Annotated in this window: 15 protein-coding genes; 8 read left to right on the top strand and 7 right to left on the bottom strand. The window is 47.4% G+C overall.

The annotated features are described in order from the left end of the window. The first annotated feature begins 6 nt into the window (after positions 1-6). Entirely contained in the window at positions 7-951 is a 945-nt protein-coding gene (lpxL, locus tag PK654_RS00435; RefSeq protein WP_271696979.1) for an LpxL/LpxP family Kdo(2)-lipid IV(A) lauroyl/palmitoleoyl acyltransferase, read from the top strand. A gap of 56 nt (positions 952-1007) precedes the next feature. Here the strand turns inward: lpxL and pyrE are convergent, their stop codons facing one another. Both pyrE and rph read right to left on the bottom strand, forming a co-directional pair. After that, on the bottom strand, positions 1008-1649 hold the full coding sequence (gene pyrE / locus PK654_RS00430) for an orotate phosphoribosyltransferase (protein WP_271696978.1): 642 nt from the start codon (positions 1647-1649) through the stop codon (positions 1008-1010). Between the two features lie 87 nt (positions 1650-1736). Beyond that, positions 1737-2453: a ribonuclease PH gene (rph, locus tag PK654_RS00425; RefSeq protein WP_271696977.1), complete on the bottom strand. Its 717-nt coding sequence runs from the start codon at positions 2451-2453 to the stop codon at positions 1737-1739. Between the two features lie 171 nt (positions 2454-2624). Between rph and PK654_RS00420 the strand changes: the two genes are divergently transcribed. From PK654_RS00420 to PK654_RS00395, 6 genes are all read left to right on the top strand, one after another. Then, positions 2625-3491 (top strand): YicC/YloC family endoribonuclease, encoded by an 867-nt coding sequence (locus tag PK654_RS00420; protein ID WP_271696976.1) that lies wholly within the window; start codon positions 2625-2627, stop codon positions 3489-3491. Between the two features lie 234 nt (positions 3492-3725). Then, complete coding sequence (gene gmk, locus PK654_RS00415; RefSeq protein WP_271696975.1) at positions 3726-4349, top strand: guanylate kinase; 624 nt, start codon at positions 3726-3728, stop codon at positions 4347-4349. 59 nt (positions 4350-4408) lie between these two features. After that, entirely contained in the window at positions 4409-4681 is a 273-nt protein-coding gene (gene rpoZ / locus PK654_RS00410) for a DNA-directed RNA polymerase subunit omega (RefSeq protein ID WP_171753509.1), read from the top strand. Positions 4682-4717: 36 nt separating this feature from the next. Continuing rightward, positions 4718-6838 (top strand): bifunctional GTP diphosphokinase/guanosine-3',5'-bis pyrophosphate 3'-pyrophosphohydrolase, encoded by a 2121-nt coding sequence (spoT, locus tag PK654_RS00405; protein ID WP_271696973.1) that lies wholly within the window; start codon positions 4718-4720, stop codon positions 6836-6838. 99 nt (positions 6839-6937) lie between these two features. Beyond that, on the top strand, positions 6938-7624 hold the full coding sequence (gene trmH, locus PK654_RS00400) for a tRNA (guanosine(18)-2'-O)-methyltransferase TrmH (protein WP_271696972.1): 687 nt from the start codon (positions 6938-6940) through the stop codon (positions 7622-7624). A 279-nt stretch (positions 7625-7903) separates the two neighbouring features. Beyond that, the gene (locus tag PK654_RS00395; RefSeq protein WP_271696971.1) at positions 7904-9310 is read left to right on the top strand and encodes a uracil-xanthine permease family protein; all 1407 of its coding nucleotides are present in this window, start codon (positions 7904-7906) and stop codon (positions 9308-9310) included. A gap of 56 nt (positions 9311-9366) precedes the next feature. Here the strand turns inward: PK654_RS00395 and PK654_RS00390 are convergent, their stop codons facing one another. From PK654_RS00390 to PK654_RS00380, 3 genes are all read right to left on the bottom strand, one after another. Further along, positions 9367-9597, bottom strand: coding sequence for a thioredoxin family protein (locus PK654_RS00390; protein ID WP_271696970.1), 231 nt, complete (start codon positions 9595-9597; stop codon positions 9367-9369). A 19-nt stretch (positions 9598-9616) separates the two neighbouring features. Then, positions 9617-10612 (bottom strand): permease, encoded by a 996-nt coding sequence (locus tag PK654_RS00385; protein WP_333909660.1) that lies wholly within the window; start codon positions 10610-10612, stop codon positions 9617-9619. Between the two features lie 96 nt (positions 10613-10708). After that, positions 10709-11281, bottom strand: coding sequence for a sigma-70 family RNA polymerase sigma factor (locus tag PK654_RS00380; protein WP_271696968.1), 573 nt, complete (start codon positions 11279-11281; stop codon positions 10709-10711). Between the two features lie 243 nt (positions 11282-11524). Between PK654_RS00380 and PK654_RS00375 the strand changes: the two genes are divergently transcribed. Beyond that, positions 11525-13834 (top strand): Tex family protein, encoded by a 2310-nt coding sequence (locus PK654_RS00375; protein ID WP_271696967.1) that lies wholly within the window; start codon positions 11525-11527, stop codon positions 13832-13834. A gap of 300 nt (positions 13835-14134) precedes the next feature. On the opposite strand, the gene PK654_RS00370 is transcribed toward PK654_RS00375, so the two are convergent. Next, the gene (locus tag PK654_RS00370) at positions 14135-14605 is read right to left on the bottom strand and encodes an ATP-dependent Lon protease (RefSeq protein WP_271696966.1); all 471 of its coding nucleotides are present in this window, start codon (positions 14603-14605) and stop codon (positions 14135-14137) included. Positions 14606-14677: 72 nt separating this feature from the next. Further along, positions 14678-15451, bottom strand: a complete 774-nt coding sequence (gene bioH / locus PK654_RS00365; protein WP_271696965.1) for a pimeloyl-ACP methyl ester esterase BioH — start codon at positions 15449-15451, stop codon at positions 14678-14680. Between the last annotated feature and the right edge of the window lies 1 nt (position 15452).

Raw genomic sequence — 15452 nt, 5'->3', positions numbered from 1 at the left:
GCATTGATGAAACAGTACGATAATCCGGTATTTTCGCTGTCCCTGCTACACCCTAAATTCTGGGGAGTATGGTTTGGTTTTGGACTTTTAGCTCTGTTAGTTAATCTGCTCCCTTACCGTTTATTGCTTTTTGTTGGCCAGAGGCTTGGACTTTTGGGGATGAAGTACGGTAAGAAACGGCAACACATTACCCGACGAAATCTGGAGCTGGCTTTTCCTGACATGGAACAGCAGAAGATTGACTCCATTGTGACAGAAAACTTTAAAAATACCGGTGCAGCATTAATTGAAACCGGTATTGCCTGGTTCTGGCCGGAATGGCGCTTTAAGCGCCTGTTAAATGTAGCGGATATGGAACAGCTTCATCGCTATAACCGGGAGAAGAAGGGAGTGTTACTCTGCTGTGTTCACGCCTTGAACTTAGAGATAACGGCCCGCGCTTTTACCACTGTAGGTCTGGCTGGTTACGGTGTTTATCGCCCTCATAATAATCCGGCTTATAACTTGATTCAGCATTGGGGAAGAACCCATGGCGGAAACAAATTGATCGACCGTAAAGATGTGAAAGAGATGATTCGAGTGTTACGAAGGGGAGAAAGGCTCTTCTATCTGCCGGATCACGATTATGGCCGTCGTAAATCTGTTTTTGTGCCATTTTTTGCTGTTGAAAATGCCTGTACAACCACAGGTACCAGTATTCTGGCGTATACCAGTAAATGTGCCATCGTACCTGGTTCCGGTTTCAGAAACGGTGCGGGTAAGTATGACATTCAGGTCGAAGCCTCACTTCATAATGAGTACCCGAAAAAAGATGAAGTCGCGGCCGCTGCATTTATGAATAAGCAGGTAGAGAAAACCATTCTGAAAGCGCCGGAACAGTGGATGTGGCTACACAAGCGTTATAAAACTATGGAAGATATCAATATTCCTAAAGATACCCGCTATAAATAACCTTTACATTAAACGGGGCAGGCCTGCTAAAAAGCCTGCCCCATTTTTATTGAGCGCTATACACCAAACTCCTGCCGGTAAGCCTTCACCTTTTCCAGATGCTCAGAGGTTTCGCCATGCTCTTCAAGGTAGGAGATAAGATCTGACAAGCTGACAATTGAAACAATTTTGCAGCTAAAATCCCGTTCTACTTCCTGAATAGCAGACAATTCTCCTTTTCCTTTCTCCTGTCGGTCAATGGCTACCAGAACACCGGCCAACTCAGCACCGTTTGCTTTGATGATTTCCATTGATTCCCGGATGGCCGTCCCGGCGGTAATCACATCATCCACCAACATAATCCGGCCATCCAAAGGTGAGCCTACTAGGTTTCCACCTTCACCGTGATCTTTCGCTTCTTTACGGTTAAAGCAGTATGGTGTATCCACATCATAACCATCAGCAAGCGCTACTGCCGTTGTAGTAGCAATAGGGATACCTTTATAAGCCGGCCCGAACAGTACATCATAGGAGATCCCGGAATCCATCAGTGCAGCAGCATAAAAACGTCCCAGACGAGCAAGGTCCTTCCCTGTGTTAAATAACCCAGCGTTAAAGAAATAAGGACTGATTCGCCCTGACTTCAAAGTAAACTCTCCAAACTTAAGCACGCCTTTCTGCAAAGCAAACTCAATAAACTCCCGCTGGTATGTCTTCATTTCTGATTCCCTTTTCTATACATCATATTCGCACCTGCCGGGTTTCCGGCAGACAAAAAAATAGCCCCTGAAAAGGAGCTATTTAAATCATTCTGCTAATGTCGATTTCTGAATCTCAACAATATCGGCAATGCCTTGTTTGGCCAGAGCAAGTAACTCCAGTAACTCTTCATGACTGAACGGTTCGCCTTCGGCAGTTCCCTGAATCTCAATCATCTTGCCCTCTTCCGTCATTACCACATTCATATCTGTATCTGCGGCAGAGTCTTCAACATACTCAAGGTCACAAAGCGCTTCTTCATCAACAATCCCTACTGAAACCGCAGCGACTTGGCCTTTCATCGGGTTTCTTTTCAGTTTGCCGTTCTCAACCAGATGGTTGAAGGCATCAGCCATAGCAACACTGGCACCGGAAATAGAAGCAGTACGGGTACCGCCATCGGCCTGAATCACATCACAGTCAACAGTTACCATAATTTCACCCATGGCTTCCAGATCAACCACTGCACGCAAGCTACGGGCAATCAGACGTTGGATTTCCATAGTACGGCCGCCCTGTTTACCACTGGCTGCTTCACGTCGGTTTCTTGAATGAGTCGCTCTTGGCAACATGCCATACTCTGCCGTCACCCAGCCTTTACCCTGACCTTTCAGCCAGCGAGGAACATTCTCTTCAACTGTCGCGTTACAAAGTACTTTTGTATTACCAAATTCAACCAGCACAGAACCCTCTGCATAGGCCGTAAAGTTACGGGTCATTTTAATCGGACGAACCTGTTCAGGAGTTCTGTTATTCGGACGCATAGGTTTGCTACCTGTATGTAATGGATTTCAATTGCTGCGGATTATATAAGAAATAACGTCCTGTTCCTAGAGGCGACAACCGTCACCACAGAAGCGGTAACGCATAGGCATCAAGTGTGCTACCATTGGCCGCATAAATACTCACCCGAAAGTGATTTAAAAGGTAATTCAATGATCTACAGTATGACGGCCTATGCCCGAAAAGAAGTAAAAGGTGACTGGGGAAGCGCAGTCTGGGAAATCCGCTCTGTAAACCAGCGCTATTTAGAGACTTATTTTCGTCTGCCGGAGCAGTTTCGTAGCTTAGAACCCATACTCAGAGAACGCTTTCGTAAGCGCCTTGCCCGCGGAAAGGTTGAATGTCACCTTAGATTTGAAGCAAACCCTGCTGCAAAAGGTGAGCTAACTATCAATGAGTCACTGGCCCAACAGGTTATTAATGCCGCCAATCAAATTAGCTCAATGACTGGCGAATCCAACCGCATTAATCCTTTTCAGGTAATGCAATGGCCGGGTGTAATGGAGACTCCCGAACAAGATATGGACTCCATCAACAAAGATCTGCTGACTGCCTTTGATGACACTATTAAAGAGTTTATCGAAGCCCGCGGCCGCGAAGGCTCAAATATGCGTGAACTGATTGAGCAGCGTCTGGAGGCAATCACTGCTGAAGCGGCAAAAGTTCGTACTCGTATGCCAGAAATTCTGGAGTGGCAACGTGAGCGTCTGGTCAGCAAGTTTGAAGAAGCCAAAATTGAGCTGGAAGCTAACCGGGTTGAGCAGGAACTTATACTACTGGCACAGAAAGTAGATGTGGCAGAAGAGCTGGACCGCCTTGATTCCCATGTTAAGGAAACCAAAAACATTCTGAAGAAAGGAGGCTCTGTTGGCCGCCGTCTGGACTTTATGATGCAGGAGTTTAACCGCGAATCAAATACTCTGGCTTCCAAGTCAATCAGCACAGATATCACAGCATCTGGTGTGGAACTTAAGGTTCTTATTGAACAGATGAGAGAGCAGATTCAGAATATTGAGTAGTTATTTTCTTAATCTGATTCGCTTTAACATACTGAAAGGCAAACCTGATATTAATTAGAAGATCTGTTGTATTGAGAAAGATCTTCTATATATGCTATCCTTCGCCTCCATTTTTCCGGCCTTTGATCTTTTTGTTCAAGGGTCAATACTATCTTTAAGTTATATTGATCTTTTGGATCAATAGAGTTCGCACATCTGCGACATCATTGTTTAAATAAAGTGGAATCTAATAAGATGGCACAAGGTACTCTGTATATCGTATCTGCTCCGAGCGGTGCGGGTAAATCTAGCCTTATCAATGCATTGCTGGAAAAAAATCCGACTTATGCAATGAAAGTATCTGTTTCTCACACGACCCGCGGAATGCGACCGGGTGAAGAAGATGGTGTACATTACCACTTTATTGAAAAAACAGAGTTTGAAGCCCTAATTGAAAAAGGCCAATTTCTGGAATATGCCGAAGTATTCGGTAATTACTACGGTACTTCCCGGGTATGGATTGAACAGACACTGGAAAAAGGCATCGATGTGTTCCTAGATATCGACTGGCAGGGTGCCCGTCAGATTCGCCAACAGATGCCGGCAGCAAAAAGTATCTTTATCCTTCCTCCTTCAAACGGTGAGCTGGAGCGTCGCCTGACTACCCGTGGTCAGGATAGCGCAGAAGTCGTTGCCAAAAGAATGAGCGAAGCAAAATCTGAAATCTCTCATTACAATGAGTATGACTATGTCATTGTTAATGACGATTTTGATGCGGCACTGGTGGATTTTAAAGCCATTATCCGTGCGGAACGCTTAAAGCAGGATAAACAAACCACTAAATATAGTGGTATGCTTACAGCACTATTGGCAGATTAAGCTTTTAGGCTGTATAATTTCTCGTCATCATAAATTTTAGTTAATTAATTGGAGTCCTCATGGCACGCGTAACTGTTCAAGATGCAGTTGAAAAAGTCGGCAACCGTTTCGACCTTGTTCTTATTGCGGCTCGCCGCGCTCGTCAAATGCAAACTGGCGGCAAAGATTCACTGGTGCCTGAAGAGAACGATAAGCCTACGGTTATCGCACTTCGTGAAATCGAAGAAGGCTTAATCACTAAAGAAGTTCTCGATGCTCGTGAACGTCAGGAACAACAAGAGCAGGAAGCCGCTGAGCTTGCCGCTGTAAGCAGCATCGCTCACAGCCGTTAATCTGCAATACATCAAGCCAACTTCCGAGACTATAATTTGTATCTATTCGATAGCCTCAAAGATGTTGCCCAAGAATACCTAACAGAGCCTCAAATTGAGGCTCTGCGTCAATCTTATGTGGTAGCAAAAGATGCCCATGAAGGGCAGACCCGTTCAAGTGGTGAACCTTATATCATCCACCCTGTTGCTGTTGCCCGTATCCTTGCTGAAATGCGTCTGGATCACGAGACTTTAATGGCGGCCCTGCTCCATGACGTTATTGAAGATACAGAAACGTCAAAGCAGGATCTTGCCGATCAGTTTGGAGATACGGTTGCTGAGCTTGTGGACGGGGTTTCCAAGCTGGATAAGCTTAAATTCCGCGACCGTAAAGAAGCACAGGCCGAAAACTTTCGTAAGATGGTTCTGGCCATGGTGCAGGATATCCGCGTTATCCTTATTAAGCTCTCTGACCGCACGCACAATATGCGCACCCTTGGTGCCTTGCGTCCGGACAAGCGCAGACGTATTGCGCGGGAAACGCTGGAGATATACGCACCGCTGGCACACCGCTTAGGTATTCATAACATCAAGGTTGAGCTTGAAGAGCTTGGATTTGAAGCCCTCTACCCTAACCGGTACCGGGTGCTTAAAGAGGTTGTCCGTACCGCCCGTGGTAACCGTAATGAGATGATTCAGCGAATCCACTCAGAAATCGAAGGGCGTCTTGAAGAAGTCGGGCTGACTGCCAGCGTGATTGGCAGGGAGAAAAACCTCTACTCTATCTACAATAAGATGCGCACTAAAGAGCAGCGTTTCCATACCATTATGGATATCTATGCCTTCCGCGTTATTGTAGATACCCCTGATACCTGCTACCGGGTACTGGGTCAGGTTCACAACCTGTATAAGCCTCGTCCGGGCAGAATGAAAGATTATATCGCGGTACCGAAAGCCAACGGATATCAGTCGCTGCATACCTCAATGGTTGGCCCTCACGGCGTTCCTGTTGAGGTTCAGATCCGCACCGAAGATATGGATCAGATGGCTGACAAAGGTGTTGCTGCACACTGGTCCTATAAAGCCGGTGGCGATACCAAGGGCACTACAGCTCAGGTTAAAGCCCAGCGCTGGATGCAGAGCCTGCTGGAACTTCAGCAAAGTGCCGGTAACTCGTTTGAGTTTATCGAGAACGTTAAGTCTGATCTGTTCCCCGATGAAATCTTTGTCTTCACCCCTAAAGGTCGCATCGTTGAACTGCCTGCCGGCGCGACAGCGGTTGATTTTGCCTATGCTGTGCATACGGATGTCGGTAATACCTGTGTCGGTGCCCGCGTTGATCGTCAACCATATCCGCTTAGCAAGGCGCTGAAAAATGGTCAGGCTATCGAGATTATCAGTGCACCGGGAGCCCGTCCGAATGCAGCATGGCTTAACTATGTAGTTACCTCCCGTGCCCGTACCAAGATCCGTCAGGTTCTGAAAACCATGCGCAGGGAAGAGTCTGTGGCTCTGGGACGCAGGTTACTGAACCATGCTCTGGGCAGGCACTCTATCGACAGTATATATCCTGAAAATATAGAGAATGTACTGGCCGAGCTTAAGGTTGAAAGTATTGATGACCTTCTGGCAGCCATCGGCCTTGGCGAACTAATGAGTATCGTTATTGCCCGCCGTCTGCTGGGTGATACTGACGAGCTGACAGAAACCAGTTCACTACCTTCATCTTCCAGCAAAAAGCTCTCTATCAAAGGGGCAGACGGTATTCTGCTTACCTATGCTAAATGTTGTCACCCGATTCCGGGCGACCATATCATTGCCCACGTTTCACCGGGTCGTGGATTGGTTGTTCACCGGGAGACCTGCCCTAATATTCGTGGTTATCAGAAAGAACCTGATAAATATATGAATGTTGAATGGGCCGATGAGCACGAGCAAGAGTTTATCTCTGAGCTGCAGATCGATATGCAGAACCATCAGGGTGCTCTGGCAGAACTGACCAACGTGGTATCACGTACCGGTTCAAATATTCACGGTATCTCGACCGAAGAGAAAGATGGCCGTCTCTATACCATTACTCTGGCACTGACCGCGAAAGATCGTGTTCACCTTGCCAGCATAATGAAGAAGATTCGTGTTATGCCTCACGCGCTAAAAGTGCGTCGCAGAAGGCAGTAAACAGCATGATTTAACCGGATGAAGAAGTCGATAGTATCGGCTTCTTCTTTTTTAAAGCGCATTATTTAAAAAACGAAATCTTAACAACGAAAGAAAGTTATGAACCCAGAACGCTACAGCAGAATTCAGACCGTACTTAAAGCCCGTCAGCCGGATCTTACTCTTTGTCTGGAACAGGTTCATAAGCCCAACAATGTTTCTGCAGTAATACGCACCGCAGATGCAGCCGGTGTACATAAGGTTCATGCTGTATGGCCGGACGAAAAAATGCGTACCCTTAGCCATACCTCGGCAGGCGCCAGAAACTGGGTTGAAGTAGAGACGCACGACAGCATTGATAGTGCTGTAACGGCACTAAGACAGCAAGATATGCAGGTACTGGCGACAAACTTGTCAGATAACGCCGTCGATTTTCGTGACATTGACTACACCAAGCCAACCGCCATTATCCTTGGCGGAGAAAAGCACGGAATTTCAAGTCACGCCCTTACGCTGGCGGATCAGGATATTATTATCCCTATGGTCGGCATGGTGCAGTCCCTTAACGTCTCCGTAGCCAGCGCACTCATTCTGTTTGAAGCGCAAAGGCAGCGACAACTGGCCGGAATGTACGACAGAGAAACCTCTGCCCTGCCGGAAGAAGTAATTCATAAAACCCTGTTTGAGCGTGGTCATCCGGTTCTGGCAAAGGTAGCCAAACGTAAAAAGCTTCCCTATCCGCCGCTGGACAGTGAAGGACAAATAATTGCAGACCAAGCCTGGTGGGCAGAGATGCAGCGTCGCTAATCATTTTCCCTTAACTTATTCATTATTTTTTACTTACCCATACGCAATCGTTTGCTTTTCTGGAAATAGTCGATATAATCCCGCACCATTCAATATTGCATCAGCAGAATATTGAAAATAAGCCCAAACCTGAGCCGATTCTGATTAACAGCAATCACAGAACGGATTTTCAGGGACTGTTGTATCTAATTGAATTAACAGCCCTGATTACCCATCGAGCTCAACTTAGCCATCCCATTCAGCGATCGCTAAGTAAAACTAAAATTAGGAAAATTAAAAATGACGACGAGCAACGCTTCGCGTAAGTCCGAACTGGTCTATCAACTAAATGATAGACCTCCTTTGCCACAAACCATTTTTGCAGCGTTCCAGCACCTGTTGGCCATGTTTGTAGCAGTCATCACCCCTTCTCTGATCATTTGCCAGGCACTTGATGTCCCGGCAGAACAGACCAATACCATAATCAGTATGTCTCTGTTTGCATCGGGTATCTCCTCTTTTATACAGATAAGAACCTTTGGCCCGGTAGGCTCAGGGTTGCTATCGATTCAGGGAACCAGTTTTAACTTTCTCGGCCCGATTATTGGTGCAGGGCTTTCCCTTAAACAGGGTGGCGCGGATATCTCAACCATGATGGCGGCGATTTTCGGCACCATACTGCTCGCTTCAACAGCAGAAATGTTGCTTTCCAGAGTGCTGGAGTATGCACGCAAGATTATTTCACCTCTGGTTTCCGGCATAGTGGTGACTTTGATTGGTTTAACCTTGATTCAGGTAGGGCTGGTCTCTATCGGTGGTGGTTATTCAGCACTGGGGGACGGAACCTTTGGTAGTCTGGATAAACTGGCTCTGGCCGGTATTGTTCTTAGCCTGATTATTATTCTTAACCGTGCCGCTAACCCTTATATCCGTGTTGCTTCTATCGTTATCGCTATGACAGTAGGCTATATAGCTGCTTATCTTATGGGCATGATTGATAACTCTTCAGCAACGGAAACCGCTCTGTTTGCGGTACCGGTGCCAATGCAATTCGGACTTAGCTTTGACTGGTCGTTCTTTATTCCTTTAGTACTGGTATTTCTGATCACTGCTATTGAAGCAATCGGAGACATCACCGCGACTTCAGAAGTGTCGGGAGAGCCGGTGAAAGGGCCGGTATATATTAAGCGCATCAAAGGCGGTGTATTGGCTGACGGCTTAAACTCAGCTATCGCTGCACTGTTTAACAGCTTCCCTAACTCTACCTTCAGCCAGAACAACGGTGTGATTCTGCTGACTGGTGTTGCCAGCCGTTACGTGGGTTATTTTATTGCCGGTATGTTAGTTCTGCTCGGCCTGTTTCCAGGTGTTGCAGCTTTTGTTCAGTTAATCCCTGAGCCAGTGCTGGGCGGAGCGACCATTGTTATGTTTGGTACCATTGCTGCGGCTGGTATCCGCATTATCTCAAGGGAAGAGCTGGACAGAAGAGCCATCCTGATTATGGCACTCTCCTTCTCAATGGGTCTGGGTATTGCCCAGAAGCCGGAGATTCTTCAGTTTATGCCTGAGTTTATCAAAAGCATCTTCTCATCAGGTATCTCTGCAGGCGGCATCACTGCGATTGTGCTGAATATTATTCTGCCACGAGCAGAAAAACAGCAAGAGCAGCCGTCAGCAGACGAAGTCCTTGCCGAAGTAAGCAAATAATTCTTATCAGGGTCAGAAGCCAATGCCTCTGACCCTTATTTCTAAGCTCTTCTACTTTAGAACCAGCTCTGAACCTCAGCTTCTTGCGGCACACTGCCTTTATGGACTACCTGCTCATCAATCACCACAGCGGGTGTTTTCATTACTTTGTAGGCCATGATATCCCTGATATCTTCTACTTTAACCAGCTCAATACTGACACCCTTCTCTCCGATTACTTTTTCAATTAAGGCCGCTGTCACCTGACAGTTTTTACATCCGGAACCTAGTACTTTTACTACTTTCATTTTTACTCCTTATTTCTGCCTAATTAATTGGCAGGTAATTAAATATCCAGCCAACCACAGTAAATGCCGTCAACAACAATACGAAAAGCACACTCAGAAGCTTCCACTTCATCACCTGCTTTAACAAAATAAACTCAGGAAAACTGGCCGCCACCGTACTCATACAAAAGGCCAGAGTCGTTCCCACCGGCAAACCATTCACCAGCAGACTTTCCATAACCGGAATGACACCTGTCGCATTCGAGTAAAGGGGAATACCCAGCAATACTGCCGCAGGAACTGACCACCATTGCCGGTCACCAAGATGAGCCTCAATCCAGCCGTCAGGGACAAAGCCATGCAAGGCTGCCCCCAACCCGACACCAATAAATACCCACTTCCAGACACGAGAAAAAATCTCACGGGTTTCGCTGCTGGCAAAAGTTTGACGCTCTCTGAGGGACAGAGTTTTCTGGCTACTGGTTTCAGCCTCCCCCTGCTGTTGAGCTTCAATGCCCTGCTGTAAAGCCTCAGCGGCAAAAGAGTGCAGCCATCGCTCGGCCTTAATGACATCGAGGAAAAAACCACCCAGCATCCCCACCAGCATGCCGACAGAGATATAGAGCAGGGTAAACTGCCAGCCCAGTAAACTGACCAGCAGCAATACGGCCACTTCATTGATCAGCGGAGAAGTAATCAGAAACGCCATGGTGACCCCCAGCGGAATACCGGCAGAGGTAAAACCGAGAAATACAGGGATACTTGAGCAGGAACAGAAGGGAGTGACGGAGCCAAACATGGAACCGAGAAAATAGCCGAAAAAGCGATGCTTTCCGGCCAGATAGTCCCTGACACGCTCAACATCCAGCGAGGCACGGATCAGGGCGATAAAGTAGATCATCACCAGTAACAGAACAAAAATCTTGCTGGTGTCTTCAACAAAAAAGTGCAGGGCATCGCCCAGCTTAGTGTCAGGAGAGAGATTAAGAAGATCGAAAACCAGCCATGAGGCGAGATCGGTAAACAGCTGAAACATCATTATCCTTTTGTAATTTAGGTCTTATACCTTCCAGACGGATGAGCAGACAAAAGGATGCAGATTTTTTTAAAAAAGTTTCAGAGCCAGACGATATTATTCCTGTGGCTGATCTCGGGGAACAAAGCAGCACACCTGCTTGCTTTCATCAAAGCGCACTTTGCAGGAGGTTTTCAGCTGTTCCCGTAGTTTTTCTCTGGCACGACGGATACGGGATTTAACCGCCGGCAGACTTAAACCATGCTGAATAGCGAATGCTTGTTGGTTCATTCCCTGAAGATCACAGGCTGTGATAATTTCCCTGTCAGGCTGGGGAAGTTCTGAAAGCACTCTGGGCAGGCAACTGATGGCAATCAGATCAAACACATCCAGTTGCACTTCTTCCGCTTCAACATCGGCCTCTATGGGCTGGAAGCTCTGCTGACGGGCAGAATCAATCATAAGGTTATGAGCAACCCTGAACATCCACGCCTTGCTGTTCTGAACATCACAAAACGCAGATCCCTGCCCCATCACCCGGATAAAGACTTCTTGTAATATGTCGTGCGACAGCTCTTTATCCCGCGTCTGTTTATACAGCCACTGTGCCAGTTGCTGCTCATTGGCACTCCATGCCCGCATAGCACAAGGCAAAGCGTCGCCGTCACTGTGTGGATTTTGTTCCTTCATACCACTCCTGTCACTTAACCAGCCGAATCATGCTTATGATTAGGCACAAAAACCAAAACTCTGATTTAGTCTAGCCATTACAGGCCGTTCTGATTGTGAATCAAAGCAAATCAGAGCAAAAATAAGCTGGTATTTCAGATATCAGCCCCCATTTATAGAGCAAACCAGAAACAACCTCAAATTTCACGATACAAAAACCGTACCGGTTTGAAATCAGAAATTTAACTGCAAAGAGAAACACGGATGAGTCAGGCTATCAGCTTACAAATCGCTCAGGAACTGAATGTTCGCCCTGAGCAGGTCAACGCCACCATTAATCTGATTGATGAAGGCAGCACCATCCCTTTTATTGCCCGCTACCGTAAAGAGGTAACCGGCGGGCTGGATGATACCCAGTTACGAACCTTAGATAACAGACTGACCTATCTCAGAGAGATGGATGAGCGCCGTCAGGCTATTCTTAAATCCATTTCAGAACAGGGAAAACTAAGCGATTCTCTGCAAAAAGAGATTATGGCAGCCGACAGTAAAACTCGTCTGGAAGACCTTTATCTGCCGTTTAAGCCAAAGCGTCGTACCAAAGGTCAGATCGCTATCGAAGCAGGGTTAGAGCCTCTGGCTGATACTCTATGGAATCAGCCTGAAACTGATCTGGAATCGGAAGCCGCTAAGTTCCTGAATCCGGAACAGAAAATCAGTGACACTAAGGCCGCACTGGATGGTGCCCGCTTTATCCTGATGGAAAGAATCGCCGAAGACGCCAACCTGATAGAAAAGCTGCGTAACTACCTCACTAAGCATGCCGAAATCACCTCGAAGGTGGTTGAAGGAAAACAGCAGGCTGGTGAGAAATTTAAAGACTACTTTGAGCACAGTGAGAAAATAAGCCGCACACCTTCACACCGTGCACTTGCCATGCTCAGGGGACGAAACGAAGGCTTTTTGCAGTTGTCGCTAGTAGCCGATCCTGAACAAGATGAAACCGTCAAAGGCTCCTATTGTGAAGAACTGATTGCCCGCCATTACGGTATCCACCTGTCAGACTCTCCGGCCGACAAATGGCGCAAGCAGGTAATAAGCTGGGCATGGCGTATCAAGGTTTCTATGCATATGGAAACCGAGCTGATGGGAGCAATGAAAGAGCGCGCCGAAATCGATGCTATAGACGTTTTTGCCACTAACCTGAAAGACTTGCTAATGGCGGCACCAGCCGGACCAAGAGCGACTCTTGGCCTGGATCCGGGGCTAAGAACCGGATCCAAAATCGCCGTGGTCGATTCAACAGGCAAGGTTCTGGCAACAGATACCATTTACCCAAATCCGCCACAAAATCAGTTCGATAAGTCGGCTCATGTTCTTCAGCAGCTTATCCGTAAACACAATGTCGATCTTATTGCTATTGGCAATGGTACTGCCTCACGGGAAACCGACGCCTTTGTTGCTCAGACGCTAAAACAATCCAACCTTTCGGTGCAGAAGATTATTGTCAGCGAAGCAGGCGCCTCTGTTTACTCAGCATCAGAGTTAGCCGCGAAAGAGTTTCCGGAGATGGATGTCTCACTCAGGGGAGCAGTCTCTATTGCAAGGCGACTACAAGACCCGCTGGCGGAGCTGGTGAAAATAGATCCTAAATCCATCGGTGTCGGCCAGTATCAGCACGACGTCAGCCAGACCATGCTGGCTAAGCGTCTTGATGCCGTTGTTGAAGATTGTGTAAACGCCGTTGGGGTTGATGTAAACACTGCTTCTGCAGCCCTGCTGACAAGGGTTGCCGGCCTGTCTGCTACTATGGCGCAGAACATTGTCAGCTACCGTGATGAGAACGGTCGCTTTATTAACCGTACCGCACTTAAAAAAGTTGCCCGCTTAGGCCCGAAAGCCTTTGAACAGAGTGCCGGCTTCCTGCGTATTATGGATGGAAAAAATCCTCTTGATGCATCCTCGGTACACCCTGAAGCCTATCCTGTGGTTAAAGCTATTGCAGAGAAAAATCAGAAAAGCATTCCGGCTCTTATCGGTAACAGCGCTTTCCTGAATACCCTAAGTGCACGAGACTACACCAGTGAAGCTTTTGGTGTTCCGACTGTCACCGATATTATCCGTGAACTGGATAAGCCGGGACGCGATCCGCGGCCGGAGTTTAAAACCGCCTCTTTTGCCGACGGGGTAAACAGCGTCAGCGATTTAGAACCGGGAATGTTGCTGGAAGGCGTGGTTTCAAACGTGGCAAACTTTGGTGCCTTTGTTGATATTGGTGTTCATCAGGATGGTCTGGTACATATCTCCGCCCTGACGGATCGCTTTGTGTCCGATCCACGGGACGTGGTAAAGGCAGGCGATATCGTCAAAGTGAAAGTGATGGAAGTTGATGTTCAGCGTAAGCGGATTAGTCTATCCATGCGACTGAACGATGAACCGGGACAAAACAACCCATCAAGAAAGCCGTCCACAAATAATCAACGGCCGAGAAGCAGTCAGCAAAGAAAAGAAGCACCGGCTAATAGCGCTATGGGTGGTGCGTTTGCAGCTGCATTCGCAAAGAACAAGAAATAAATAACCTGAGCTCGGGATAAGAAAGTCTAAATACTTAATAAAATCAGCAAGTAACTAAACATTAGACTCAGTGCTGTCATTTTAGATGAATAACAAGGCAAAATCACAAGTCAATAGCTGGTCTATTGCGTTGATTTTAAAGCAGTTAGGCGCTAAAAGGACTGTGCTGAGTGGCTTAGATTATCCCGAGCTCAGGTTAGGTCGCAAAAGGAAAAAGAGGTTGCGGGAGCACTGGTCTCTGCACGGTAAGTGCCGGAAACCAGCTACCCGCTAGCTCATAGTCTGACAATGTTTCCACTCTCAGAGCACCGCGATCACCTCTGAAGGTGTGTTTGGTGCGACGGCGTGACCATAGTGAAATTTAATCACTGTTCGTCGACGCGCCATTTTCCCCTGAACAATGGCTGCCTCAATAAGGCGTCGTGGTAACCGGAAACGGATTGTGTACCCCATACCCTGTTTTTCAGAGTAAGTTTGTAACGCGATAAGCTCAAATAACCGGCTTAAGGTATCTTTTGGCCCCTCGTTTTCCGCCGACGATGCACTCGCCTCATTGTCCAGTTCATAGTCAGGGTGGTCAGATGGCTCCCATGCAGGTCGTTTACGACGCTTGTCGTCCGGAGTAATCCTGCGCTCTGCATTAGACTTTGCCAGTTCAACCGGCGGCGTAACAGGTTCCCTGACCTTGTTATCTCTCGCCGCTTGTTCAGTCTGAACATTGACCGAAGGAGCAATCAGTGGCACGTTCACATTGGTCGGCGACACAATCATGAATTACCTCCTTCTACTTCAACCGCCTCAAAAATTGATTCGGTTAGATTAATTATCGGCCAAACTGCTCAATTATTTACCACTAAATTTAATTAATTGTAAACAGAAAGCTTCAGGCTCAGTCATAAATGGTGCATGGGAGGAGTCTGAAAAGACAAAATGTTGTGACAGCGGAGCCAGCTCCTGCAGATCTGTCGCGACCTTGACCGGAACCAATCCGTCTAAACGACCATACAGGCGCAGCAGAGGCATGGAGAGCTGCTGTAGTTTATCCCTCAGGTCAACATCCGCCAGCAATTGCAGGCCAAGCAGAAGAGAGTTCTGATTAGGCAGAGGCCGCGATAACACCGCTTTCTTCAGGGCTTTTACATCATGACGGGCAGTAGGGCTACCCATAGCCTGCAGCGCCATAAAACGCTCAATAGTGAGCTGAAAGTCTTCCATTAGCTGCTGAGTAAACATACTCAGGACATCAGGCTTAATGCCTCGCCATGGTCTTTGTGCAGAAAACTTTGGTGAACTGGCCACCGTCACCAGTTTAGAAACCCGCTCAGGATGATTAAGGCCGATATGTGTGGCGACAATACCACCCAGTGACCAGCCAACCCAGATGGCTTTTTGCGGTGCAGATTCCAGCACCATAGCCGCAATCTCATCCAGATCTTCAGCATGAACGTCTGCACTGTGGCCGTAACCGGGAAGATCAACCACATGAACCCTGAAGTGCTGTGAGAGCTTCTCGACGGTCTGTTGCCAGACGGCACCATTCATACCCCAGCCGTGGACTAAGACAAGATCTTCGCCGCTACCTTCCTGCTGCCAGTACAGGGATGTGGAATCAGACATG

The organism is Vibrio sp. SCSIO 43137 (assembly GCF_028201475.1).
Taxonomy (GTDB): domain Bacteria; phylum Pseudomonadota; class Gammaproteobacteria; order Enterobacterales; family Vibrionaceae; genus Vibrio.
Note: the sequence above shows the minus strand (reverse complement) of the source record. Positions and strands in the feature narration are given on the sequence as shown.

Coding starts and splice junctions, on each gene's coding strand:
- PK654_RS00380 (WP_271696968.1), bottom strand. CDS start 11,281: ATGAAGGAACAAAATCCACACAGTGACGGCGACGCTTTGCCTTGTGCT.
- rph (WP_271696977.1), bottom strand. CDS start 2,453: ATGCGTCCGAATAACAGAACTCCTGAACAGGTTCGTCCGATTAAAATG.
- PK654_RS00395 (WP_271696971.1), top strand. CDS start 7,904: ATGACGACGAGCAACGCTTCGCGTAAGTCCGAACTGGTCTATCAACTA.
- PK654_RS00390 (WP_271696970.1), bottom strand. CDS start 9,597: ATGAAAGTAGTAAAAGTACTAGGTTCCGGATGTAAAAACTGTCAGGTG.
- gmk (WP_271696975.1), top strand. CDS start 3,726: ATGGCACAAGGTACTCTGTATATCGTATCTGCTCCGAGCGGTGCGGGT.
- pyrE (WP_271696978.1), bottom strand. CDS start 1,649: ATGAAGACATACCAGCGGGAGTTTATTGAGTTTGCTTTGCAGAAAGGC.
- trmH (WP_271696972.1), top strand. CDS start 6,938: ATGAACCCAGAACGCTACAGCAGAATTCAGACCGTACTTAAAGCCCGT.
- bioH (WP_271696965.1), bottom strand. CDS start 15,451: ATGTCTGATTCCACATCCCTGTACTGGCAGCAGGAAGGTAGCGGCGAA.
- PK654_RS00375 (WP_271696967.1), top strand. CDS start 11,525: ATGAGTCAGGCTATCAGCTTACAAATCGCTCAGGAACTGAATGTTCGC.
- PK654_RS00385 (WP_333909660.1), bottom strand. CDS start 10,612: ATGTTTCAGCTGTTTACCGATCTCGCCTCATGGCTGGTTTTCGATCTT.
- PK654_RS00370 (WP_271696966.1), bottom strand. CDS start 14,605: ATGATTGTGTCGCCGACCAATGTGAACGTGCCACTGATTGCTCCTTCG.
- lpxL (WP_271696979.1), top strand. CDS start 7: ATGAAACAGTACGATAATCCGGTATTTTCGCTGTCCCTGCTACACCCT.
- rpoZ (WP_171753509.1), top strand. CDS start 4,409: ATGGCACGCGTAACTGTTCAAGATGCAGTTGAAAAAGTCGGCAACCGT.
- PK654_RS00420 (WP_271696976.1), top strand. CDS start 2,625: ATGATCTACAGTATGACGGCCTATGCCCGAAAAGAAGTAAAAGGTGAC.